Below are 24,293 nucleotides of genomic sequence, written 5' to 3'. Positions count from 1 at the left end.
TCCTCAAATACGCTTATGTTGCCAGTTTGCCTTCCTGATATACAGATAACTGGCTATACCGATACAGATAGCATATAAGTGCTCGGCAGTCCAACATATGGCAACGTCGGCTTTCAAACCTGTAATTACGATGAGGATGTATATGGTATACAGTGCCAGGGCAATGATCTCAAGAATGAAAGCAGCACGTGTGTTACCCGTTCCTGATACCGACTGAAAATAAATAAAGCCTGGAATACTGACGATATAGGTAGAACATAATACCCATAAAGTAGGAATACTTGCTGTTATCAAGTCGGGTATATTGGTATATATACGCAAGACTGTCGAGGGGAACAACGCGATAAGTCCTATCAGTGGAATGACAAAGAAAGAACATAGGCGTATATGTTGGTTGATTAATGCCGGAACTTCTTTGCTGTGTCCGGCACCAATCTGGTTGCTTACCAGTGAACTGCAAGTTGATGCGAAAGCCATGACCGTCATAAACGGTATGCTCGATACACTTCGTATGATATTGGAAATGGCGAGCGGACGTTCTCCCAGATGTTCGATAAATATGAAGAACAGGAACCATGTAGACAGTGATATAAAGTTTTGTATCATTGTCCATAGTGAAATATGCATGATTTGTGACAATGCTTTTGTACGGATGCCGGGAATGCGGTTTAATCCATACTTGCGATAGTCTATTTTCCGGTATGTATAACTTATAAAGAATAATACGGATACCAGTTCGGCCAGCGACGAGCCTATAGCTGCTCCGGCAATTCCCATGGCAGGAAATCCGAATTTACCGAAAATAAGTGTATAGTTGAATATTACATTGGCAGCTACCATCACGATGGAATTCAGGGTGAGGGTACGTGTCTGCGTAGTTCCTACAAAAAAGGCTCTGAACATGGCTCCTATAAAGGAGAAGAAGAAACCATACACACGCCAGCGTATATAGTCAGTTGCTGCACCTACTATACGGTCCGAACTGACTAACATTCCCAGTATTTGTTCGGAAAAAACTTGTGAAAGGATAAAAATAACCAGACTCATCAGCATCAGGAAATAGATACCCTGATAGAAGATGTTCCCTATAGCACGGTAGTTCCCTTCACCGTTTCTTCGGGCTATCAGTATTTGCGAACCGACTGTAAAGCCGAATCCGATCATGAAGATTGCCAGATAATATACACCGGCTATGGCAGATGCTCCTAGTTCTATCTCACCTACATGCCCAAGAAATGCAGTATCGGTGATACCGATCATTTGCTCCATAATCAGGCTGATGAGAATGGGATAGGCAATGAGCCAGATATCTTTATAGGTATAACTTGTAGTTGACTTCATACTTTGGTAGAAAGATTAGAAACGGTTCTTGCTTTTTGCACTGATTTCTTCTATGTCCAACCGGATGATTTCTGTACGGTGAAAGGATTTTTGTGCATATTCCAGCCCTTTTATTTTGTCGTTGGGGCAGTATTTGCTTAAAAACAGTGACAGGGCAGACATACGTTCTGCTTCGTGCAGACTGTGATGTGCCGTACAGCGAAGTACGATGCTTTCGTATGCAGTGGTAAATTCTCCGGGAATGACTTTTGTGCGTCCTACTACGCAGAAGGAAACATTTGTGCATGCGTCTATGCAATTCAGTTTTCTGCCTACTGGGGCGCAATGGATATAAATAGAGTTTCCTCTGTCCCATACATAACTTAGTGGAATGCCATAGGCTCCTTCACCGTCTTCTGTACGCATGGAGAGTACGCCGTATTCTCCTTCTTTCAGGATTTCGTAAGCACGAGCTTCGCTGAGCAGTCTGTCTTGTCTGCGGATTTGATTGTTATTGAATTCCATAATGAATGTATCGTTGATGTGGTTGGTTTATTATTATTTTCTGGAATGTTTGAGGACAAAACAGGCGGACTAACATTGGTCTTTGTATGTACGCAATGTTAATCCGTCTGCGTGGTATGTAAGTAATCGGTTATGTGAGGTTGATTTATCTGGCTAATTCGTATATCTCACGGCTTGCCTGGCTGTCAAGATGGACATAATTGCCTGCCACTTTTCCTTTATCTTCGTGGAATTTTCTGACCAGTAAGTCAATGTCCGGGTTTTCTATTCCTAATTCTCTGAGGGTAACAGGCATACCTATGCTGTGCAGGAAAGCCTTAAATCTTGCTATTCCTTCCATAGCTACGGCTTGCAGGTCGTCTGACTCCGGTACGTCCCATACGCGTACTGCATATTGGGCAACCTTACCTACATTATGTTTGGCTGCGTAGGTCAGCCATGCAGGGAATATAACGGCAAGTCCTGCTCCGTGAGTTACGTCATAAATTGCACTGATTTCGTGTTCCAGACCATGGGAAGCCCAGTCTTCTTCACAGCCTACTCCACATGTACCGTTATGAGCTACTGTACCCGCCCACATGATATTGGCACGTGCATCATAGTTATCCGGTTCGCTCATTACGCGGGGAGCTTCGTTTACGATTGCTTTCATTACTCCTTCACACATACGGTCGGCTATTTCCACACCTTGAGTGTTGCTGAAATAACGTTCCATGATGTGTGCCATCATATCCGTAATGCCGCTGGCTGTTTGCCACGCCGACAATGTATAAGTCAGCTCCGGATTCATTACGGCAAAGACTGGCCGGAGAATTTCCGGAGTGCGTATACCTAATTTTCTTAATCCGTCGAGCTTGGTGATTACAGCGTTGCCCGAACCTTCACTTCCGGCTGCCGGAATAGTAAGTACAACTCCGATGGGCAATCCTGTCTGTGGTATGGATTTTCCGATAAAGAAATCCCAGAAATCTCCTTTATAAGGAATACCTATTGCAATGGCTTTGGCCGTATCTATTACAGAACCTCCTCCTACGGGCAACATGAAATCTACATGCTCCTTACGACCTAGTTCGATACCTTCGTACACCTTCGGGTCAGTGGGGTTAGGTTGGATACCTGCCAGTTCTACATAATCTATTCCAGCAGCTGTAAGCGATTGCTTCACCTTATCCAGTAATCCGCTTCGTACTACCGAACCGCCTCCATAAACAATCATGGCTTTTGTGCCGTGATATTTTTTAACCAGCGTTCCTGTTTGTGCTTCTGTTGCCTTCCCGAATACAAATTCGGTAGGGCTGTAAAATGTAAAATTATTCATAAATCAGAACTTCTTCTTTTTTAATTCGATTCTAAGTTGTGTGTGACAAATCCTGATAGTGGAATGTGATGCCGCAAAGTTATGGAATTTTTCTTATCTTTGCGCTTTCATTTTCAAAATCACTATGAAATCAGATATCGAAATTGCACGCAGTATTGAACTGACAAAGATTAAACAGGTAGCACGTGATTATGATATACCTGTAGAGGAAATCCATAACTATGGACGTTATATCGCAAAAGTTCCTGAAACTTTGATCGATGAGGAGAAAGTAAAACAAAGTAATCTTATTCTGGTAACTGCCATAACACCTACTAAAGCGGGTATCGGAAAGACTACAGTATCAATCGGTCTGGCACTCGGACTTACAAAGATAGGCAAGAAGGCTATATGTGCGCTTCGTGAGCCTTCACTTGGTCCCTGCTTCGGAATGAAGGGTGGAGCTGCCGGGGGAGGATATGCTCAGGTTCTTCCGATGGATAAGATTAATCTGCATTTTACCGGAGATTTTCATGCGATTACTTCGGCACATAACATGATTGCTGCCTTGCTGGATAATTATATGTACCAGAATCAGGACAATGGATTCGCTCTGAAGGAGGTACTTTGGAATCGTGTTCTTGATGTGAACGACCGTGGCTTGCGCTATATCATTACTGGATTAGGAGGAAAGACAAACGGTATTACCCGTGAATCTGGATTTGATATCACTCCGGCTTCTGAAATTATGGCTATTCTCTGTCTGGCAAAAGATGAAGATGACTTGCGTCGCCGTATCGAAAATATTTTGCTGGGCTTTACTATCGACAATAAACCTTTTACAGTAAAAGATTTGGGAGTAGCTGGGGCTATTACTGTTTTGCTGAAAGATGCTATTGCTCCTAATCTGGTACAGACCACAGAGCATACTGCTGCTTTTGTACATGGCGGACCGTTTGCTAATATCGCTCATGGATGTAACTCGGTGATGGCAACAAAACTGGCTATGACTTTTGGTGATTATGTAATTACAGAAGCTGGTTTCGGTGCAGATCTTGGCGCAGAGAAATTCTATGACATCAAATGTCGTAAGTCTGGATTACAGCCGAAACTGACCATTATTGTAGCTACAGCACAGGGGCTGAAGATGCACGGTGGAGTTAGTCTGGATCAGATTAAAGAACCTAATGCTGAAGGATTAACTAAAGGTCTGGCTAATCTGGATAAGCATATCGAAAATCTTCGTTCGTTCGGTCAGACTGTAGTTGTAGCATTTAACCGCTATGCTAACGATACTGAGGAGGAAATCGATCTGGTTCGTCAGCATTGTGCTGCTCAGGGTATTGGATTCGCTGTAAACAATGCTTTTGTTGAAGGCGGTAACGGAGCGGTAGAACTGGCAAATCTGGTTGTTGATACTATTGAAAACCAGCCTTCGGAGCCATTGCGTCTGGCATATAATGATGATGACACAGTGGAAGAAAAGATTTCGAAGGTAGCATGCAATCTTTACGGTGCTAATATGATTACCTATAGTGCTGCGGCCAAGAAGAAACTGAAAAGAATCCAGGAGCTGGGTTATGGACATTTCCCAATCTGTATTGCTAAAACACAGTATTCGTTCTCTACAGATCCGAAACTTTATGGTGTGGTGAAAGATTTTGAATTCCATGTTCGCGATATTGTTCTGAATGCCGGAGCTGAGATGCTGGTGATTATTGCCGGAGAAATTATGCGTATGCCGGGATTGCCGAAAGAGCCTCAGGCACTGCACATTGATATTGTGAATGGTGAAATAGAAGGTTTGTCTTAAGTATAAAGACTCTATCAGTTATTCTTGATAGAAAAACCTATTGGCGGAATTAAATTATAAAAGATTTATGTTTGAAAAGTTGTGCATATTGTTGATATTTAGTAAATTAAAGGTGGCCAAACTTTTAGTAGACAAATATCGTATGCACAACTTATATGCAATATTCGCAAAATTACTGAACATATGCAAGCAAATTGCCGGCAATTTAGTCAATGAATCTGGGAATGTGCCAAGACGAGGAGTCGTCCCTAAATTCTCAGACCTTGAAGTAGTGGCTTTGAACATGGCATCAGAGGCTGCCCCGTATTGACAGTGAGTTTCTGTTGTTTGCAAAGCTACAGGAATATAGGGTTGAAATACCCAACCTTATTTCCCGCCGACAATACAATGACAGGCGTAAAACAACTTCCTCCCTATGTAATGCAATCCGAGAAAGAATGGTTTCTGAAATGGATGGTGGTGAAGACTGTTTCTGTATTGATTCGAAGCCGATAGAAGTATGTCGTATTGCCCGTTCCAAACGTTGCAGTATGGGAAAGAAGGATTTTAGTAAAGCACCTGGGGTAGGCTACTGCGCATCACAAAGCATGTATTATTATGGGTATAAACTCCATGCAGTCTGTGGGTTAAGTGGTGTCATCCATTCCTTTGACCTCACTTAGGCAAGTGTGCATGACATTCATTACCTGAAGGATGTGAAAGTGGATTATAGTAATTGTACAGTCATAGGGGACAGAGGATATATAAGTGCCCAAGTGCAATTGGATCTGTTTGAAACTGCCAATATCAGATTGGAGGTACCATACAGATGTAATCAAAAAGAATGGAAGCCAACATTCCCAGCTTTTGCCAAAGCGAGAAAAAGAATTGAAACCATATTCTCGCAATTGTGTGACCAGTTTATGATTATAAGGAATTATGCGAAAGATACAGATGGATTGTTTGCCCGGATTATCGGGAAGATTAGCGCACTTACAATCCTCCAATATATTAACTACAAAAATGAAAAGCCTATTGGCAGAGTTAAATATGAGCTATTTTAATTCCGCCAACAGGTTAGTTTAATTGTGTTTAAATTTAAGGAGGGCTCTTCTGAGTTACAGAAGAGGCCCTATGGTGAATATAGTTGTTATTTTTTGCAAAGTGCCCTAAAGTCACAATAGGCACATTTGTCTTCTATTTCAGTCTGGGTGAAAGAGATATCTGGATTGAATATATCTTCCAACAATGTCTTCAGATTTTCTCTGAAGTCTCCTTCATGTTGTGCAAAGTTGTCTACCGGTTCTTTAGGTTTTCTAGGTTCTCCCATTTGGATAACAGGAGAGTACTTCTCAGAAGCTGCCCGATGTATGTAAAGAAGAGCCGGAGCCACCAGGCGGCTGTCATTTTTTTCTCTTAGTTTTTTGCAAACAATAGAAGCATAGAGGAATGTCTGGAAAACATAGTTCGAACGTTTCTTGTCTGGAATGAAGAGTGACTGTACATTGGCTGGCGTATCGGCATCTCCTCCTGTTTTATAATCTACAATTCGCAGACTTTCTCCTTTGGAATCAATTCGGTCGATGATACCTCCGATGCGGGATTGGATATCCCCGGTTGAAGTGCATATCTCTATATTTTCAAAAATACGTTGCTCGGAACCGATGAATGTAAAAGGAGCATATCGCAGGTCGTTACGGAGAAGTTGCTGGATGTATTTTACAATTACTGCCGAGTTGATCAGCTGAATACCGTTGTATTCAGGTTGCTCGTTGGGAGGCAGATTGAAAAATAATTCCTTAAAGCCATTGTCAACGTATGTTTGCAGACGGACTTCATCTTTAAGCAGCGTTTCCAGGTTCTCTCTGCTGATTAGTTTTCCGTGTGCGGTAAGATCTTTATATATATGTTCTGCTGCATAGTGGAAGATACTACCGAATTTTGCTGAGTCAATGTCTGCCGTAACTTCGTCTGGCGCACTGAGTAATGCTACATATTTGTAATAGAATTTTAAAGGACAATCCAGGTAGCAATTTAGTGCAGACGGTGATATAAGAGCTTTTGGGTTGTTCCGGATATCAAACACAGACTTCATCCGCTCCATGACATCGGGAGTTTTCTCAATGATGATAGGAGCTGAGCTTTGAGGTGACTGAGCTGCTTCCAGTTGTTTGCGTAGGACTGGATATCCCCATTCTATCAGAAACTGGAGCATGAAGCGGGAAAGTTCTCCCCGGTTAATTCCATCAGTAGCTGTATTGTAAACTAATGTTACCTTTTCTGCCCGTTGCATAAGACGGTAGAAATAGTAAGCATATACAGCGATTTTATGGTCGATTGTTGTCATACCGAAAGCTTTCCGTAAGTTGTAGGGAATGAAAGAAGAATCACCTCCGGCTTTGGGTAACTGTCCTTCATTTACCGAGAGCATGATAAGATGCCGGAAGTCGAGATTACGAGTTTCCAGAACTCCCATTACCTGCATGCCGATGGCCGGTTCGCCGTGGAAAGGTATGCTTGAGGATGACATGACGCGGGTAAGCAACCGCTGGAAAGTGCCTGCCTGTACGTTGAGCTCTTTGCTTTCAATCAGTGTATGAAAACGGTTGACCAATGTATAGGTTTTGAATAATGATTCACGGTACAACTGGTCGAATGCATCGGAATGTGATGCTGCCTGTTGCTGGTAAATTACTGCAACTTCTTTTAATGCCTCCGATAGCATACTGCATAAATCGAGGTTGTTTCTGCGTGGAGTAAAAAGTAATTCCAGCACATTGTCTTGTTTCAGTTCCGACGGGAGCGGGTAGAAGCGGTTATCCCGGGTGAGAGTTTGTTCCAGTTTTTCCGCTTCGGGCGACAGTTGTCGGGTATAGGGATGTTTCAATACACTGATAACCTCTGCGAACAGATACCGTCCGTTATTCGGGTTATATCCCGAAGTATGAAGTTCCATCAGTGCGTTGACAAAACTGTATGCAGGAGTCTGTGAAAGCGGAAATCCCATTGTAATGTTTATATGCTTTACATTGTCGGGCAAAGCATGCAATACGGGCTGGAGCAATGCTTCATTACATAGTACAACGGCAGTTTCTTTTTCCTGGGAAGTAAGATTTTCCCGAATCCATTGAGGCAAGTATCGTACTTGTCCGTTTTCTGTCGGCGACTCGATAAAAGTTACTTCTTTAGGCTGATTCAGGTTGTCGAAAAAAGAAGCGGGCAACTCTGATGGAAAATCCCGTAGATTGCGGCGGATAAATTCTCCGGCCTCATGAGGAGTCTTATTGAGATAAAACGTGTCGTAATCCCAATAGAACATGGCTTTCCCTGCTTCATTCAGTTTCTTAAACAGGGTATGCTCTACTTTATTCAGTACATTGAAACCTACGAATATGTATTTATTGTAAGGAAGAGCTTCTACATCCAGTTGTTCTATGACTTGCCTGTACAACATACCTTCGTATGCGATTGACTGGCTTTCCAGCAATGCTTTGTATTCCGCATAGATATCACCCAGTACATTCCACATGGAGATAAAGCGCTGTTTCAGTTCTGTTACCTGATTGATTGAGAAATTATGAAAGAACTGACTTAATGCCTCCTTTTGTCCTTCCTCCAGAAAGTCATAGTTATCCATCAATTCATTCAGATCTTTGAGGTTGCTGAACAGTGCATGTGTGTCGGCCATGTTCTTGTCTGCATCGTCAAAGTCGGCAATAAGCATTTCTCCCCAGAAATAAAAATCGTCGAGTGTCTCTTTACTTCCAGTAGCTTTTTGAAAAACCTTATAGAGATCGCATACCAGTTTTATCGGATCGGCAATCGATAAGTCGGATGATTGGCGGAACAGTTCGCTGATGCTGACATAAGTCGGCGACCAGATAGGACGATCGCTTTCCTGAGCCAGATATTCATTGAAGAACAGACTGGCACGCTTGTTTGGGAATACAATTGCAACTTTAGTAAAGTTACCTTCGGTTTTGTTATATAAATCGTGTGCTACTTGTTTCAAAAAAGTTTCCATATATCCAGATGGCTTTTGTCGTTTATTTAACTTCTTCCAGTTCATTGGCAAAAACATACCACAGATAACCTTTTATCTGTTCATATCCCATGGCAGATAAAAGATCCATGTATTCGCTGACTTGCTGGCGGTAACCGTCTTTGGGTTTTCCGAATTTGAAATCGACTACAATAACTTGTCCGTCTTTCATCATCACGCGGTCCGGACGGCGGGTCTGCATGATGCCTTCATCGTCTGTATAGATAATGCTGCATTCATTGTATAACTCCCATTCGCCGCTGTACCAGTCTTTCACTTTGGGGTTTCCCAGTGCCCATTGGGCCAGCTTATAAATCTGTTGTTCTTGTTCGGCTGACTCAAGAATACCTTCGAAGCGCAGTCGCTCGATAGCCTGCGGTAAGTCGCTTTCCTGTCTGATGGAAGCGAAGACATTGTGCAGTAACTGTCCTTGACGGATGTAGCGGCCTGTCTTGTCATCCTCTTCATCGCCCCGAATAAAATCGGCAGAACGGTTGGACTGCTTGAACTCTATTTCTGTTTCTATCGACTCTATGCGGACCGGAATGTTTTCGGACTGTGCAGCCAGCGGATTTTCCGTTTCTTTTTTCTTTTTCTCTTCCGATACGCAAAGCTCTCCGAATTCATATATTTCGGAGTTGGTTTCGCCGGAGCTTTCATTTTCTTCTGCTGCTTCCGGAGATGTTTCCTCCATTGTCAGTGATACGTGTGGCAAAGCTTCCAGAAGCAGTTCGGAAACAGTACCCTTTTGCTTGGCTTTTCCCCATACAATAAGGTTTTTGCATGCACGGGTAAAGGCAACATACAGCAGATTCAGATTGTCAACCCAGAGTTGAAGCCGTTCTTCCAGATAACTATCGCGGTAGACTGATTCTGCCATTGCACCCGAATAGTTTACCGGAACGATATCCAGTTCGTTGAAAGGCGGACGGTCTGTATTCTTCCCTGTTCCTGCTACCGAACACCAGATGAGATGACTGTTGGTTTCATTCTCCATTTTCCAGTCGCAGAAGGGAAGTAAAACCGTATGATACTCCAGACCTTTTGACTTATGGATAGAGAGAATCCGAATCCCTTCTATTTCTCCCGAAGGAATTGTCTTTTCGTGAAGGCGTTCGTCCCAGTATGAGATGAAAGCGGTAAGTTCGGAAGAATTATTCTGCATATATTCTGTTACGGCGTCATAAAAAGCACAGATGTATGCATCCTGTTTTTCGATGAGCTGCATGTCGAACAGTATGAACAGTTTTTCCAGAAGCTCGTATAAAGGCATCAGCCTTAGTTCTTCCCGCAGGAGGACAAAACCTGCCGGCAGGTAACCTTCTACTTGATTCAGCAGAACCGTATTTAAGTCGATATTGCGTTTCAGTACTTCACGCTGATAGGCAGTTGCCAGTCTTGCCAGAGCTATATGATCGTCGGGAGATGTCAGATAGCGTAATCCGTCTATCATCATGCAGATGGCAAGAGAAGCATCCAGCCGGAAAGCCTCATCCGATACAATCCTGTAAGGTGTATGCTTGTCGAAATAATCAGCTATGGCAGGGATTGTCTTGTTTTTACGTACCAGGATGGCAATATCATTTGTACGGACTCCCTGATTAATGAGTGAAACAACCTCCGATGCCAGTTCATCCAGCATTGTTTCGGCATATGGATGTTCCTTTTCATCCGAAAGAAAACTTAGCTTTACATATCCTTTTTCGTCCTTTTTGGCTGTCTGCTGGCATACATCGCTGTAAGCGTGCTGAAGCTGTATGCAGGGTTCTCCCATTTCATCTTCGTAGCGTTGGTTCAGTACCTTGCAGGCAGCGGTAAATATTTCGTTGTTGAAGTGGATGATGCGTGCTTCACTTCGCCAGTTAGTCCCGAGGGTACATTCGCGCACACGTAAAGTTTTATCCTCACCCAGTCCGGCAAGAATCTTCCAGTCACCGTTTCTCCACCGGTAAATACTTTGTTTGATATCGCCCACGATGAGACTGCCTTCTTTTTGGGCAAGGCTTTCTTCGAGCAGCAGATGGAAGTTTTCCCATTGCATGCGTGAGGTATCCTGAAACTCATCAATCATTACCGTGTCGATGGTTGTACCGATTTTCTCGTACACAAACGAGGCATCTCCTTCATGAATCAGTCCGTGCAACAGTGCATTGGTATCCGATAATAGAAAACGATTGTGCAACTGGTTTTGCAGGCGTACTTCTTCATCGATATTGGCAAGCAGACGGAGATTGTTCAGATAACGGAGCGAAAGGTCGCAGGAGTTTACCAGTATATTGTTTTTCGGTCGGAAATCTTCCGCAGTTTTCAGCAGAGGAATCAGCTCATTTGCTGCCAGTGAACGAATTGTGTCACGGTAAGCAGAAGTCTTTGTTGTCCAGTTCTCTTCACTTTCCAGACATTTTTCTACAGTTGCGTTGCGTACGTCACTTCCCAGATAACCATTTCCGATTTTATTGAAATAGCTTCCTATGCCTCGAGAACCGTTTTTCAGGTCAGCGGGGGTCAGACCGTTTACTTCCAGTACACCAAGAAACTGTTCGTTGAAGCCTTTCATCTCTTCCAGTGCTTCCGTACGGATATCCTGTAGCTGTTTACGGTAGGTAGGAATGAATTGGGAATCTGCCAGTTTTTTTCTCAGTCCGGCGCCTTTTTCTACATAACCTTCATCGAAAATATTACGGCCGAATCCCTTGATTTCGTTGGAAACATTCCAGCGTTTGTCGTCGGCAATACGTTCTTCTATATATTCGAGTAACCAGTAAAGAACCGGTGAACGCCGGTCGAGCTTTTCAATCATGGCATCTACTGCATCCGAAAGGACGTCGGCATTATTCAGTTCAATAGACATATTAGCTCCCAGTTCCAGTTCACGGGCAAGGTTGCGCATGACCGACTGGAAAAATGAGTCTATGGTTTCGATGCGAAAACGACTGTAATCGTGAATGATGTTTGTCAAAGCCTCACGTGCAGCATGCCGTATTTCGGCCTCATTTTTTGACGTAATTTTCAGCAGCTCTTCCAGATAGCTGTCCGAGCTCTTTAAGCCATTTGCCAAACCAAAAAGTTGCTCCAGTATACGTTTTTTCATTTCGGCAGTAGCCTTATTGGTAAACGTTACGGCAAGAATGCGGCGATAAGCGTGAGTATCTTCAATAAGTTGTTTGATATATTGTACGGCAAGAGTAAATGTTTTTCCCGAACCTGCCGAAGCTTTGTAGACCAGTAATTGTGGATAATCTGTCATTTTTTTACGTTGTTTCCAGTTCGTAAAAACAAAGATAGAAAAAAGAAATAACAGATTAAGGGAAGTGTTGTGAAAGTAATAAAAAAACATGCTGAAGTTTTAGGTAAAATATGCTCAAGTTTTACTAAAAACTTCAGCATGTTTTTTTATTATTCTTTGACGGTTTAGATACTTTTAATTTTTAATATAAGTACGCTTATTAAACTGTTGAAAAATATTGGAATGCAATACGAATAGTTACAAGCGAAGTTGATATTAATATTTCATTCTGTTGGATGAAAATCTTCAGAATGCGCTGATGGGGAAAATAGACTAATTTGATGGATTTGATACTCAATTGACTGTTTTGCTATCTTTTTGTATATGAAATTCATCCTCAATCAGCTTCCAAATAACTGACAGAGGATTGATTAACTCCATTATAAAAATACTTGAACGCATCCTTCATCATTTGTACATCTTCCGGATGGCAGTCTTTATGCAGTTCCACTAACCGGTTCAGCTCTTCTTCAATGGTCTCTACCGCTATGATGTTTGAGAAATAAAATTCCCAAAACTCAAACCGGTGTCCTTTACGTAGCGGAGCCAACGCATTCAATATTTCTTCGGAATGGTTAATCATGTGATCCTTTACGCAGCCTTGTAGATAACTGGGTGCATCAGCATCTTTTCTTGCTCCGATGGCAATGTTTACCAGCTTTTTGTAATATGAAGAATCTGGAATGAGATTCAGTTTATATTCAAAAGCATGCATATGTTTGTGTCCTAAAGAATACAGATTTTTTCTTCCTTCTTTATCATCCGGAACAAACTGATAGGTTACGATATATTCCATCCATGTATTTGGGAAAGCCTCGAAATAAGCCATCTGCGCTTCCTTGCTCTCCGGATGCTTCAGCAATTCACGGTAAGTTGCATTGAGCTTAACCGTGTCTGCCATGAAATATTGTGCGTATAGGTTAGCTGTCGCTATCGCGAACAGGATAACAAAAAATAGGCGTTTCATAGTGTTATTTTTTTGTTTTGCTATTGTTTCGCGCATTGGTAAAACACAATTCTTAATCGGCATCCAAATAACCGTGAGAGAAAAAGTTTACTCCATTGTAGAAATACTTGAAAGCATCCTTCATCATTTGCACGTCTTCCGGATGGCAGTTCTTATGCAGTTCTACTAATCGATTTAACTCTTCCTCAATGTCAGCTGATTTTACAATATTCGAGAAGTAAAATTCCCAAAACTCAAATCGGTGTCTTTTACAAAGCGGAGCCAATGCATTCAATATCTGTTCCGAATGGTCAATCATGTGACTTTTTACGCAACTCTGTAGATAATTGGCAGCATCGGCATCTATTCTACCTCCGATTGCAATGTTTACCAGTTTCTTGTAATATAAAGAATCCGGAATTAGATTCAGTTTATATTCAAAAGCATATACATGTTTGTGTCCTGCAAAATATAGATTTTTTCTTCCTTCTTTATCATCCGGATCAAACTGATAAGTTACGATGTATTCCATCCATGTATTTGGGAAAGCCTCGAAATAAGCCATCTGCGCTTCCTTGCTCTCCGGATGCTTCAGCAATTCACGGTAAGTTGCATTGAGCTTAACCGTGTCTGCCATGAAATATTGTGCGTATAGGTTAGCTGTCGCTATCGCGAACAGGATAACAAAAAATAGGCGTTTCATAATGATATATCTATTAACCTATTGGCGGAATTAAATTATAAAAGATTTATGTTTAAAAAGTTGTGCATATTGTTGATATTTAGTAAATTAAATGTGACCAAACTTTTAATAGACAAATATCGTATGCACAACTTATATGCAATATTCGCAAAATTACTGAACATATGCAAGCAAATTGCCGGCAATTTAGTCAATGAATCTGGGAATGTGCCAAGACGAGGAGTCGTCCCTAAATTCTCAGACCTTGAAGTAGTGGCTTTGAACATGGCATCAGAGGCTGCCCCGTATTGACAGTGAGTTTCTGTTGTTTGCAAAGCTACAGGAATATAGGGTTGAAATACCCAACCTTATTTCCCGCCGACAATACAATGACAGGCGTAAAACAACTTCCTCCCTATGTAATGCAATCCGAGAAAGAATGGTTTCTAAAATGGATGGTGGTGAAGACTGTTTCTGTATTGATTCGAAGCCGATAGAAGTATGTCGTATTGCCCGTTCCAAACGTTGCAGTATGGGAAAGAAGGATTTTAGTAAAGCACCTGGGGTAGGCTACTGCGCATCACAAAGCATGTATTATTATGGGTATAAACTCCATGCAGTCTGTGGGTTAAGTGGTGTCATCCATTCCTTTGACCTCACTAAGGCAAGTGTGCATGACATTCATTACCTGAAGGATGTGAAAGTGGATTATAGTAATTGTACAGTCATAGGGGACAGAGGATATATAAGTGCCCAAGTGCAATTGGATCTGTTTGAAACTGCCAATATCAGATTGGAGGTACCATACAGATGTAATCAAAAAGAATGGAAGCCAACATTCCCAGCTTTTTCCAAAGCGAGAAAAAGAATTGAAACCCTATTCTCGCAATTGTGTGACCAGTTTATGATTATAAGGAATTATGCGGTAAACTTCCAATTTTAGGGTATCCCCTTTTAGACGGGTGCCGACTGGCGCCCGTCTAAAAGGGGATACCCTAAAATTGGAAGTTTACAACAAAAGCTATTCAGATAGACTTTTTCCTTACCAAGATATACAGAACCTATACCAACTTCTTCAGGTGTTTCCGATGACAGCGTGAATAATACATCACCATATTCAACAACATTCTGTTTCTCATTATCTCTGATTGCCACAAATTGGAAATCTTTTTCATTGATGATATTGTTAGAATATACATTCAAGTAAGTTATGTATGGTTTTCCACAACCAAAGTCTTGCGCTGATTTGCCAGACAAACCAGAATATGAAAGACCGATACTTGAAAAAGAAGTCAAGATATCATCGCCATATTGGGCATATAAAGAATCATTTAGTCCCCTGATTAAGGATTGTTCGGCTTATAGGTCTGCGATTATTGAAAAATTATACTCAAAAATCCAAGGCAAAGAATACTCGTATGGACAATTATTTGAGGTTATCAATGAACGCAACAAACAAATGGAATATTCCAATATCCTTGCTGCAAGCCAAGAAAAAGGTATGGTGAACAGGGATGATCTAAATTTGGATATCCAATTTGAGCGAAGCAATATCGATATTTACAAAATTGTAAGAAAAGGTGATTATGTTATTCATTTGCGCTCATTTCAAGGAGGCTTTGCTTTTTCAAACATGACAGGTGTGTGCAGTCCAGCATATACAATACTGCGCCCGAGTACGCTTTTGGAATATGGGTATCTTTCCTATTACTTCAAGTCTTACGGATTTATAAAATCTCTGATTATTGTAACTTATGGCATTCGAGATGGACGTTCTATAAGTGTTGAAGAATGGCTTAATTTGAAGATTTCAATCCCGTCCAAAGAACACCAACTTCATATTCTGAAAGTTCTCAGAAGCTTTGATTTGAAGATAGAAAACGAAGAAACATATGCAAGTTGTTTGTCAAATCAAAAGCAGTATTTGCTTCGCCAAATGTTTATATAAACATCTGGCGAAGTAGATGTTGTTTCTCTGATTGCATAGCAATTAAGATGTCTGCTTCTATTTGGGCTTTTCTTTCAATTGATGACAGAAAAGTTGAGATTGTCATTTGCTGCTCTAATGTCGGTACTATTATTTTGAACATTGCCAAATCTTTTTTCTGAATATTAGGCAAACCTGAACCGATGCGTAGTTTCATTATGTTATCTTCATTCGATTTAAGATAATGGTACAAATACAGATTATCAACATTTCCTGTCACATTCTGAATGGAGTAACAATGCCCACCGCTCCAAAAAGGAAAGGTGTTGAATTGCACATATCCGCAAGAGTTGCCACCTTCACTTATTGAAATAGTATTGGCTTCTACATTGTAATCGCTATAATAACCAGATGGCTCTGTACCACCGTTCATTACATAATATCTACCTCTCTCAGAGAGATTTTCCCCATTGATTTGTTTACCCTTAACAATGTCACATATATCGGACAGCAGAACAATAGAACCTTTTACGCTTTTGAAAAGTCTTTCTGAAATCGCAGACTTTAGTTTCTTCAAGTTGGGACGTTAGAGTTTGATTTTCTCTAATTTATAGATATAACCCTATAATTAAGGATTACATGACAACAAAAACAATTAGAGAAATTGCGTTAGCTTGGAAGAGTGATAAGCAACGTTATGTAAAGCAGTCAACTTATGGTGTTAATTCTAGAGAACCATCTTTTACCATCATTTGGTGATTATGACTCTCTCAGTGAAAAACTGGTACAGGAGTTCGTCCTACAAAAATTGGAGAATGGGCTCAGTGTTAAAACGGTAAAGGACATACTCATCGTTCTCAAAATGGTAATGAAATTCGGTGTGAAAAATGAATGGATGAACTATTGCGAATGGGATATCAAATACCCGACATCTGAAACCAATAAAGATTTGGAAGTACTGACTATAGCTCACCATAAGAAGATCCTTGATTTCATCAAAGAGAATTTTACGTTTCGTAATCTCGGTATCTATATTAGCTTGACTACCGGGCTACGTATCGGTGAAATCTGTGGATTAAAATGGTCGGATATAGATGTTTGCAACGAAACTATAACCGTAAGACGTACGATTGAACGTATCTATATGGTTGAAGGCGATTGCAAACATACCGAATTGGTAATCAATACTCCCAAAACGAAAAATTCCTGCCGGGAGATTCCGATAAATAAGGAGCTATTGGCTATGGTTAAACCACTCAAGAAAGTTGTAAACAACGAGTTCTATGTATTGACAAATGAAGAGAAGCCAACAGAGCCTAGAACTTATCGTAATTATTATCACCGTTTGATGAAGCGTTTGGAGATACCTCGTTTAAAATACCATGGATTGCGACACAGCTTTGCAACCCGTTGTATTGAAAGTAACTGTGACTATAAAACGGTCAGCGTATTACTCGGCCATGCCAACATAACGACAACTCTTAATCTGTACGTACACCCTAATATGGAGCAGAAGAAACGCTGCATCACCAAGATGCTTAAATCCCTCAGAAAATGATTTTCTTTTGACGGCAAATAACCTAGTACTGATTTTCAAAATAGGTAAACTATATTATTTGTAATAAGGTAATAAAGAAAATGAGTCATATTGTAATATTTATGATTTTTCATATAGTAATTTGTATGTATTATTATAGATCAGCATCCGGTTTGCTCCATGTCTGCGACACCAAACAAAACTCGGCTGAGTGGCTTTGGCTACCAGTGAAGGACTTCATTCCAATGCCACAGAGAGAAACAGCAGGGTTTCACTACGCTCCACTCAGCTGTTTCTCACAGTGTCAATGAGGTTGGGAAGCTGGTCTTCAAACGATGATTTGCTCGATGGTTCTACCGAACGCAGGCTGACGCTTGCGGAAGTAGAGCCATCGAATGGTTTTGGAGGTTAGCTCACGGATGTTGGTCACCACTTCCGACTTATCGTATTTTATGCGATGCCGGAAGTGACGACCTTTTGGGAAGGATATGCCATCCGTTTTGCTCCGTGTCTGCAACACTAATCTAACTTCATGGTTATTGATTTTCTGTAACTATGCAATTTGTATTACGATTCAAATACTGTACAAATGTACACAGATACTTGCTACAAGAAGAGTTAAAGCTTGAATCAATTGGATTATAAGTTTTTCATTTGATATTTTTGAAAAAGATAAGAGCCTATTGCAACGGGTAAAATGGAGAATACTGATGCCATGAAACTGCCCGATAAAAATACCAATCCGGTCATACCATCTTTTATAAAGATACATATCCATCCAAAAACTGCTACAGATAGCAACAAGATGACAAGGAAAGATATTATTACCGCTCTTTGCCACCATGCGGTAACTTTTCGGAAAGAGAACCAGACACAACAGCCGGCAAGGGGATATACTATGATAAATAGAAAAAAATACAATCCAGATATATAATTTTCCCAATAGACATCTGGCCCAAATGTATATAGCAAGGGATTTATTACTATAGAAATCATACCACACAGTAGCATCAGCGCTTCAAATTTCCAAAATCGTTTATCTGTCAATTTCATGTCCCCAAAAAATTATAGAGAATAAACATATATAGACTATGATTACAAAAGCCCAGGCACAAATTTTCCATCTTAACCTTGTTCTGTCGGATAGTTGACCGAAACGGATATAGTATCTTTCGCTCCGCTTCCCATAGTCCACGAAACAAACAAGGATGCAATAAATGGCATATATACAAAAAAACACCGTGAAATTCTGCCAGAACAATAGTATAGGAAGGCATAATAGCATCACAAGACCATAATCTAAAAGCCTGACATCCCAAGCACTGGGCATGATGTCTTTTTTGTTATTCTTACCGAGTGCCATTAATGCATATGCCCTTGTCTTAACAAGGCTATTGAAAATGGAAACAAAAATATTCCTTATCCGCATGCAGGTTTGTTCCCGCTTGCACCATCGGCGGATATACGTGTAGCTGTCGCTAAACATTCCACTTTTGAACATACAGCAATGCTTGCTCTTACGAGCTTCCTTTATTATATCCAAGACCTCGTTCTTCTTGCCGTTGTGGATTAGGGTAATAAGATAAAGAAGTCTGTCAGGATCATGATCCATCCTCGATTCATCGGGATAGAAAAGGTTAGCATCAGGGTTATCAGTCAGAAATTTCGACATTACAGTAGCTGCGCCTTGAAATACCTGCTCAAACAGATTGCTAAGCTCATCCAAGTTGGTTGTTTTGGGGATTTCATATGAAGCCAAAACTTGCCCCGACAGAGAATAAGCGCCGGTTCCACGCAAACTCAACGGCTCCATTTTGTTTTCAGACGCGCCCCATATATTCCACCACAAGTCATCGGCATACATCGGTTTGACAGTAAGTTTGGCTTCATTAGTATGAAAATACAGACAGAAAAAATAGCCTCCTTCAACCTTAAAGTTGATGTAGGAACTCTGGCGAAAGCCATATTTACGACTCACGCCACGTCTTGCATCTGCAACCATCTTATGGTATTCCTTACTGTTCATCCTTGAATTATTCAAAGTGGATTATTACAAAGTCTATTGTATTCGTCTCTTTTAATGAAAAGTTTAATAACCGGGCTTTGTTTACCCTGTTATTCTAGTTTGGCTTTACCCTTTATGATAGGAATATTAAAGAAACCATTTTGGAAGGTGAAGGTATATCTGTCACCAATTTCAGCTTGCTTGTAGAAGTCGTTGCCAAAATCAAACGTTCTTACTCCAAACTCTTTATTTACAAAATGAAATTCTATATCGAAATGAAATCCTGCTCTATAAAGAGAACTGAAATCTTTGTTAATTATAGTTGCTGATTCATTGTAATATTTATACTCGGACGGAATATAGTAATTCGCTATTTCAACACCAAAGATTAGCAGCACACCTATTATCAATCCCATTGCCGAATGTATAAAAGAATAGAAAATAGCACCCAAGTATTCTTTCCAATTCCAACTGATTTCTTTATCTCGAATAAGTCGTATTATACCAATAGCCAAACCAATTATGGCACAGAGAATGTACCACCACCATCCAACCTCAATCAGAGTATTTTGATTTATTTTTATCCCCCATCGGCAGAAGAAGAGGATTGGCAAGAGAAGCCATAATGACAAGTATTTGGAGGTAGTTTCTGATGATTCTACCTTTTTACGGCATTTTGTTGCATTTTCCTTTTTCGTACGTCGTTTATGCATGGTTTCTATTTTTTCTTTGATTAGTTTACAAATCTACAAAATAATACCATTCATTAGTCTGTAATTATCAGCTTTTCTTTTGTGATTCAGTTATATAGATGGCTTGTTGCTATATCCATCTATTTTCGTATCTTTTCCATTGTTTGTTCCAAACCTTACCTGAATTTCCCCTTTGCTCCTAACCATCCAGTTATCGGTAAATTCATAGTTGTCAAGGAACTTTTGGATTGAATTTCATTATCATAATGGTCGATATCATAAACACAATCACTACACCGACAAGAGCACACGCACTCGCTATTCCCACCGTTTCAAGGTCGCTGGATTCATGATGAAACCATAAGAAACCAACCATTTGATTGGCCCATATAGTAGAAAACATCAAATTGGAGCAGCCTGTACATAAGTCCGTTATACTCTGGGAGAATTTGGATATCAAGAAGCCAAATGTCAGTTGAAATACAGGCAATGTCACACAAATGACAACACCCCATTCATAAAACAGAGAACAGTAGGATATTTGAAGATAGGTCGCAGCGCATACGATAAAGATAGAAAGCATAGTCTTACACTTACCTCTATTATGCTTTATCAATATCGCCAGACTTATCATTAGTGCTAAGGATAAACCAAGTACTAACTCTACCTGTACGCTAATTTCATCTGCATTGGCTTTGGGAACAATGCAAAACATGATTATTGCTTCCAATAGGAATAATCCTACTAATAACAATCTATCTTTTATAGTTAATCTTTCCATTATGCAGATATTTTGCCGACTATAAACCATAAAAGAAATACTACCCATAATGATATGACAAATGCAATACTACCCAAAGGAATAACCCACGACCAACTTTTGTAATAAAACGCCTCCAAGTGAGTCAATCCTGTTAGAAGGGTCGGATCATTTTCATCAGCTTCCCGAAATGATTTGTATTGTGTTATGATGCCGGATTTACTGTCAATGACAAAGTAGTATTCGCTTCCCGGAGCTTCGTTTACGAAATACCGCTCTCCATAAATAGAGTCGCCTGAAACCTTGATTTTAGTTACCCATTCAATGACATCCTTCCCATCTTTGCGAATATACCCTGTAAAATATTCACGGTCAAAGTCATCCGAAATAGTTTCTAATTCATAGCCGTTTGGTAACGTTGCGTGATAATACCCATCTATACCGCAACCTGTACCAAAAACTGAAGAACAGGTAAAACCACCTATCATGCAACCGAAATAGAAAGTATATATGAACACGAACGGAGATATAAATGTCAATATTGCATTCCGTTTTTTGTTTTTCTTGCTTCGCCAACATACGATACCAACCAATGGCAATGCAATCACTATTGCCAGCAATGTAAAGACAATTAATTGTATTATAATGCCAAGTAGTATCATCTTTTGTGATTTAATTGTTTTATTTCTGCTTTCCAGGAATCAATTTCTTTTCCTTGCTTATAATCTTCTAAATAGTCTGAGTATTCGTCGTCACTTGGAGCTATTACTGTAACACTTTCGTATAGTTCACCGTACCCTTTGGGAAGGACTTCAAAAACGATCAATCTTTCATCCGACAATTTAATAATGTGATTTGCAAGTCCTATTGTTTCACGAATACTATTAATAGTAGCTATATTTATTTCAAGATTATCGAATTTATCAAGCTTTGCATCATCAATGACAACTTGACTGAAAGAGCTATTCGCATAACAGATTGCCGTTTTGTCTTTTCTGACAAAATAGACTTCCATACGTTCAATGCCACTGTTATCGGTGGCGACTCCGATACGGCAGTAAGCTCTCTCAAAAGTGAAGGGTATAATTATTTTTTCTACTGAACTGGGTTTAATGGGCGAAGGATAAGTTTTGTTCATTCCTTTCCGCCATAAACATATGAATAAGAATATGGCTAACGATAAATTCATCCACATACCCAAAGACAATCCGTCGATATACATGTAGCTTTGTTCAATAAGCAAGTCATTGTCTGTTGGCTCCACCACATATTTTAAGTATACATAAGTATTAGCCCATGTAAGAAGTTCATATAGTGTTATAAGAAAAAATATTATGAGACCTGCTATTTTCTGCCACTTTTTCATAAGTAAAATATTAAGCACAGCTGCACAAATTTACAAAAACCATCTTTTATATCAATAATGCAAAGCCAGATGTTTTTGTTTCATTTAAGTCCTTGGTTAGTACCGCTATTCATTACATTGGATGTTTGAGCAAATTTGCATATAAATAGAATTTATGGTTTCAAACTCTTCTTTATTTGAGAACTGTCCTGTGATTGAAAGAAAAGAATCATCATCGTAAAGGATTCTGAATGTTCCAAAATCAACCTCTAATTTATAGATTGAAAAAGACTCTCGATCTTCAATTTCTTTTAAATAGTTGAATAAGGGTTTCAAATCTGCAGCAGAATGAGGAAAAATCTTATAGATGTCCTTATTGTCGTAATAACAATCTTTTTGAGGATTATCATCATCGGGGAAAAAACCTAAGTTTAAATTCTTAATTTGGTGTATGGGGAGATGCCCAAAAGTAGATTCTAACGAATAAAAATCAACAGGAATAAATGACATCTCAAAATGGTTATTAGTAAAATCTACATGTATTTCCATCTTTTGTAAGGCATTAAGATTATGTATATAGAATTTAGTTAGCTATCAATAACAAGATTATAGCCAATACAAGAAATCCTAAAAATCCATTGGATAAGTTGTTGTCTGCATGGTCTATAACACTGAAATCATCAGAACCATAACGAATATCTTTATATGATATTTTTTGTTTTGGTCGGAATATCCGTAAGCTTCCATAACGAAGTCCAGCTCCAAGATGCAAAATCACCGAGCGAGGCAAATAAAACAACTTGGTAAATAATACAATTATCACGAGAATAATTTTGGCTATACAAATCAATATTTTTTTCATTATTTATTTTTCGTTTTTGGGGAACAATAATCGTTTGGCAAAATATGAAATGGCGCAAGAGAGTATAGGAACGAATATAGTCCATAACAGCATTATAATTCCGACCAGTTCATTAGCAGTAATATAAGATCCTTCGTCAGGAGGAATATTCGCGGGGCGTCCACCATTATCATTCCAATCCCACACAAAGCAGAACAGTCCAAAGGAAAGAATTGCCGTTGTAATTAGGAACAAGTATCCAGCCAATTTCCACCATTGGTTGCCTTTATATAGTTTCCATGACGCTGCTCCGCCAAAAAGCATAAGGCAACAAAATCCAAAGGATGCTAAACCAAACAGCACCAACCAATGTTTCATCCATAATATGAAAATGCAGATGATTGTGCATATCAGTACTATTGCCTCAAATATCCAAAATCGTTTATCGGTCAGTTTCATTCTATAACATAAGTTTCGGCTGTTAATACATCAATGATATGCTCAGTCGTGCTTATCGTATAGTGCCTTACATTAAGTAAAGAGCCGTACAATTCTCTCATTCCTGTCATTAACATTTCACTCAGATATGCGGAATTTTCAACTTCATATAATGGTTGGGAGGTCAAGCCGTCCATTACTTCGCATATTCTAAAATGTTCAAGAGTGACACGATACGTATAGACATTCTTAAATCTAATTGCAACTGTCTGATTGTTGTCAAATCGATCAAGAACGATGACAAGGTCTGTAGCATCGTAGTCGATTGAATTTACCGAACACTCGCAATCAATAGCATTTATAGGGTGATATATTTCGTTTTTCAATTCTTACCTCCTTTCCGCCAAAGACACATGAACAAGAATAGAGCAACAATATAATTGGTATGTACAAGATAACTAATATTTTTTATAGCGTACCGTGAATGAGTTCGCATTATTTCAATAGCATCTTGTGTGCTTCCTCCTGGTTCGAAATACATTGAAGTTGCGTATTCTAAATAATATACACATAGAATAATATTGAGAACTGCCAAAACTACTAATGTAATGGTTCCTGCTATTTTCTGCCACTTTTTCATAAGTAAAATATTAAGCACAACTGCACAAATTTACAAAAACCATCTTTTATATTAATAATGCAAAGCCAGATGTTTTTCTATTATTTAAAATCTTGATTAGTACCGCTATTCATTACATTGGATGATTGAGTAAATTTGCATATAAATAGAATTTATGGTTTCAAACTCTTCTTTATTTGAGAACTGTCCTGTGATTGAAAGAAAAGAATCATCATCGT

At 39.7% G+C, this 24,293-nt stretch carries 20 protein-coding genes and 3 pseudogenes; 6 read left to right on the top strand and 17 right to left on the bottom strand.

The annotated features are described in order from the left end of the window. Window positions 1–3 precede the first annotated feature (3 nt). From ACDG22_RS12380 to ACDG22_RS12370, 3 genes are all read right to left on the bottom strand, one after another. Window positions 4–1,341 (bottom strand): MATE family efflux transporter, encoded by a 1,338-nt coding sequence (locus tag ACDG22_RS12380; RefSeq protein WP_118484550.1) that lies wholly within the window; start codon window positions 1,339–1,341, stop codon window positions 4–6. A 15-nt stretch (window positions 1,342–1,356) separates the two neighbouring features. Then, window positions 1,357–1,845 carry a pyridoxamine 5'-phosphate oxidase family protein gene (locus ACDG22_RS12375; protein ID WP_007571796.1) on the bottom strand — a complete coding sequence of 163 codons (489 nt, stop codon included), beginning with the start codon at window positions 1,843–1,845 and terminating at the stop codon, window positions 1,357–1,359. 145 nt (window positions 1,846–1,990) lie between these two features. Next, window positions 1,991–3,163 carry an iron-containing alcohol dehydrogenase gene (locus ACDG22_RS12370; RefSeq protein WP_022124931.1) on the bottom strand — a complete coding sequence of 391 codons (1,173 nt, stop codon included), beginning with the start codon at window positions 3,161–3,163 and terminating at the stop codon, window positions 1,991–1,993. Between the two features lie 124 nt (window positions 3,164–3,287). On the opposite strand from ACDG22_RS12370, the gene ACDG22_RS12365 reads away from it, so the two are divergent. After that, on the top strand, window positions 3,288–4,955 hold the full coding sequence (locus ACDG22_RS12365) for a formate--tetrahydrofolate ligase (RefSeq protein WP_022124932.1): 1,668 nt from the start codon (window positions 3,288–3,290) through the stop codon (window positions 4,953–4,955). A gap of 67 nt (window positions 4,956–5,022) precedes the next feature. Continuing rightward, window positions 5,023–5,998: pseudogene (locus ACDG22_RS12360) on the top strand (IS982 family transposase). A gap of 86 nt (window positions 5,999–6,084) precedes the next feature. Here the strand turns inward: ACDG22_RS12360 and ACDG22_RS12355 are convergent. From ACDG22_RS12355 to ACDG22_RS12340, 4 genes are all read right to left on the bottom strand, one after another. Next, window positions 6,085–8,958, bottom strand: coding sequence for a PD-(D/E)XK nuclease family protein (locus ACDG22_RS12355; RefSeq protein WP_178269824.1), 2,874 nt, complete (start codon window positions 8,956–8,958; stop codon window positions 6,085–6,087). Between the two features lie 22 nt (window positions 8,959–8,980). Further along, window positions 8,981–12,223: a UvrD-helicase domain-containing protein gene (locus ACDG22_RS12350; protein ID WP_370858902.1), complete on the bottom strand. Its 3,243-nt coding sequence runs from the start codon at window positions 12,221–12,223 to the stop codon at window positions 8,981–8,983. Window positions 12,224–12,599: 376 nt separating this feature from the next. Further along, on the bottom strand, window positions 12,600–13,229 hold the full coding sequence (locus tag ACDG22_RS12345) for a hypothetical protein (RefSeq protein WP_270213128.1): 630 nt from the start codon (window positions 13,227–13,229) through the stop codon (window positions 12,600–12,602). 52 nt (window positions 13,230–13,281) lie between these two features. Then, on the bottom strand, window positions 13,282–13,911 hold the full coding sequence (locus ACDG22_RS12340) for a hypothetical protein (RefSeq protein WP_007566541.1): 630 nt from the start codon (window positions 13,909–13,911) through the stop codon (window positions 13,282–13,284). Window positions 13,912–13,959: 48 nt separating this feature from the next. Here ACDG22_RS12340 and ACDG22_RS12335 point away from each other — a divergent pair. After that, window positions 13,960–14,815: pseudogene (locus ACDG22_RS12335) on the top strand (IS982 family transposase); the annotation flags it as partial. Window positions 14,816–14,844: 29 nt separating this feature from the next. On the opposite strand, the gene ACDG22_RS12330 reads toward ACDG22_RS12335, so the two are convergent. After that, complete coding sequence (locus ACDG22_RS12330) at window positions 14,845–15,045, bottom strand: hypothetical protein (RefSeq protein WP_270245051.1); 201 nt, start codon at window positions 15,043–15,045, stop codon at window positions 14,845–14,847. Window positions 15,046–15,100: 55 nt separating this feature from the next. On the opposite strand from ACDG22_RS12330, the gene ACDG22_RS12325 reads away from it, so the two are divergent. Further along, window positions 15,101–15,838: a restriction endonuclease subunit S domain-containing protein gene (locus ACDG22_RS12325; protein WP_270213111.1), complete on the top strand. Its 738-nt coding sequence runs from the start codon at window positions 15,101–15,103 to the stop codon at window positions 15,836–15,838. Here the strand turns inward: ACDG22_RS12325 and ACDG22_RS12320 are convergent. Next, complete coding sequence (locus tag ACDG22_RS12320) at window positions 15,831–16,394, bottom strand: restriction endonuclease subunit S (RefSeq protein WP_270230974.1); 564 nt, start codon at window positions 16,392–16,394, stop codon at window positions 15,831–15,833. The two genes, ACDG22_RS12325 and ACDG22_RS12320, sit on opposite strands and share 8 nt — an antisense overlap. 62 nt (window positions 16,395–16,456) lie before the next feature. Here ACDG22_RS12320 and ACDG22_RS12315 point away from each other — a divergent pair. Both ACDG22_RS12315 and ACDG22_RS12310 read left to right on the top strand, forming a co-directional pair. Beyond that, a pseudogene (locus tag ACDG22_RS12315) lies at window positions 16,457–17,375 on the top strand (tyrosine-type recombinase/integrase). Between the two features lie 196 nt (window positions 17,376–17,571). Beyond that, on the top strand, window positions 17,572–17,766 hold the full coding sequence (locus ACDG22_RS12310; RefSeq protein WP_270230975.1) for a hypothetical protein: 195 nt from the start codon (window positions 17,572–17,574) through the stop codon (window positions 17,764–17,766). Between the two features lie 227 nt (window positions 17,767–17,993). On the opposite strand, the gene ACDG22_RS12305 is transcribed toward ACDG22_RS12310, so the two are convergent. From ACDG22_RS12305 to ACDG22_RS12270, 8 genes are all read right to left on the bottom strand, one after another. Next, a complete protein-coding gene (locus ACDG22_RS12305; protein WP_270213109.1) occupies window positions 17,994–18,407 on the bottom strand; it encodes a hypothetical protein in 414 nt (137 codons plus the stop codon). Then, the gene (locus tag ACDG22_RS12300; protein ID WP_270230976.1) at window positions 18,391–19,380 is read right to left on the bottom strand and encodes a hypothetical protein; all 990 of its coding nucleotides are present in this window, start codon (window positions 19,378–19,380) and stop codon (window positions 18,391–18,393) included. Before ACDG22_RS12300 ends, ACDG22_RS12305 begins: the two co-directional genes overlap by 17 nt. An 89-nt stretch (window positions 19,381–19,469) precedes the next feature. Further along, window positions 19,470–20,072, bottom strand: a complete 603-nt coding sequence (locus ACDG22_RS12295; protein ID WP_270230977.1) for a hypothetical protein — start codon at window positions 20,070–20,072, stop codon at window positions 19,470–19,472. Window positions 20,073–20,283: 211 nt separating this feature from the next. Further along, a complete protein-coding gene (locus ACDG22_RS12290; protein WP_270213106.1) occupies window positions 20,284–20,832 on the bottom strand; it encodes a hypothetical protein in 549 nt (182 codons plus the stop codon). After that, window positions 20,832–21,473, bottom strand: a complete 642-nt coding sequence (locus tag ACDG22_RS12285) for a hypothetical protein (RefSeq protein ID WP_270230978.1) — start codon at window positions 21,471–21,473, stop codon at window positions 20,832–20,834. The genes ACDG22_RS12290 and ACDG22_RS12285 overlap by 1 nt, the downstream gene beginning before the upstream one ends. Beyond that, window positions 21,470–22,177: a hypothetical protein gene (locus tag ACDG22_RS12280; RefSeq protein WP_270230979.1), complete on the bottom strand. Its 708-nt coding sequence runs from the start codon at window positions 22,175–22,177 to the stop codon at window positions 21,470–21,472. The genes ACDG22_RS12285 and ACDG22_RS12280 overlap by 4 nt, the downstream gene beginning before the upstream one ends. Before the next feature lie 105 nt (window positions 22,178–22,282). Next, window positions 22,283–22,705: a hypothetical protein gene (locus ACDG22_RS12275; protein ID WP_270230980.1), complete on the bottom strand. Its 423-nt coding sequence runs from the start codon at window positions 22,703–22,705 to the stop codon at window positions 22,283–22,285. 316 nt (window positions 22,706–23,021) lie between these two features. Further along, the gene (locus ACDG22_RS12270) at window positions 23,022–23,456 is read right to left on the bottom strand and encodes a hypothetical protein (protein ID WP_270213186.1); all 435 of its coding nucleotides are present in this window, start codon (window positions 23,454–23,456) and stop codon (window positions 23,022–23,024) included. Window positions 23,457–24,293 lie beyond the last annotated feature (837 nt).

The organism is Phocaeicola coprocola, from assembly GCF_041333015.1.
Classification (GTDB): domain Bacteria; phylum Bacteroidota; class Bacteroidia; order Bacteroidales; family Bacteroidaceae; genus Phocaeicola; species Phocaeicola coprocola.
Note: the sequence above shows the minus strand (reverse complement) of the source record. Positions and strands in the feature narration are given on the sequence as shown.

Excerpts from the sequence above, each read along its gene's own strand:
- ACDG22_RS12380 (WP_118484550.1), bottom strand. The coding sequence starts at position 1,341 with ATGAAGTCAACTACAAGTTATACCTATAAAGATATCTGGCTCATTGCC.
- ACDG22_RS12375 (WP_007571796.1), bottom strand. The coding sequence starts at position 1,845 with ATGGAATTCAATAACAATCAAATCCGCAGACAAGACAGACTGCTCAGC.
- ACDG22_RS12370 (WP_022124931.1), bottom strand. The coding sequence starts at position 3,163 with ATGAATAATTTTACATTTTACAGCCCTACCGAATTTGTATTCGGGAAG.
- ACDG22_RS12365 (WP_022124932.1), top strand. The coding sequence starts at position 3,288 with ATGAAATCAGATATCGAAATTGCACGCAGTATTGAACTGACAAAGATT.
- ACDG22_RS12355 (WP_178269824.1), bottom strand. The coding sequence starts at position 8,958 with ATGGAAACTTTTTTGAAACAAGTAGCACACGATTTATATAACAAAACC.
- ACDG22_RS12350 (WP_370858902.1), bottom strand. The coding sequence starts at position 12,223 with ATGACAGATTATCCACAATTACTGGTCTACAAAGCTTCGGCAGGTTCG.
- ACDG22_RS12345 (WP_270213128.1), bottom strand. The coding sequence starts at position 13,229 with ATGAAACGCCTATTTTTTGTTATCCTGTTCGCGATAGCGACAGCTAAC.
- ACDG22_RS12340 (WP_007566541.1), bottom strand. The coding sequence starts at position 13,911 with ATGAAACGCCTATTTTTTGTTATCCTGTTCGCGATAGCGACAGCTAAC.
- ACDG22_RS12325 (WP_270213111.1), top strand. The coding sequence starts at position 15,101 with ATGTATGGTTTTCCACAACCAAAGTCTTGCGCTGATTTGCCAGACAAA.
- ACDG22_RS12305 (WP_270213109.1), bottom strand. The coding sequence starts at position 18,407 with ATGAAATTGACAGATAAACGATTTTGGAAATTTGAAGCGCTGATGCTA.
- ACDG22_RS12300 (WP_270230976.1), bottom strand. The coding sequence starts at position 19,380 with ATGAACAGTAAGGAATACCATAAGATGGTTGCAGATGCAAGACGTGGC.
- ACDG22_RS12295 (WP_270230977.1), bottom strand. The coding sequence starts at position 20,072 with ATGCATAAACGACGTACGAAAAAGGAAAATGCAACAAAATGCCGTAAA.
- ACDG22_RS12290 (WP_270213106.1), bottom strand. The coding sequence starts at position 20,832 with ATGGAAAGATTAACTATAAAAGATAGATTGTTATTAGTAGGATTATTC.
- ACDG22_RS12285 (WP_270230978.1), bottom strand. The coding sequence starts at position 21,473 with ATGATACTACTTGGCATTATAATACAATTAATTGTCTTTACATTGCTG.
- ACDG22_RS12280 (WP_270230979.1), bottom strand. The coding sequence starts at position 22,177 with ATGAAAAAGTGGCAGAAAATAGCAGGTCTCATAATATTTTTTCTTATA.
- ACDG22_RS12275 (WP_270230980.1), bottom strand. The coding sequence starts at position 22,705 with ATGGAAATACATGTAGATTTTACTAATAACCATTTTGAGATGTCATTT.
- ACDG22_RS12270 (WP_270213186.1), bottom strand. The coding sequence starts at position 23,456 with ATGAAACTGACCGATAAACGATTTTGGATATTTGAGGCAATAGTACTG.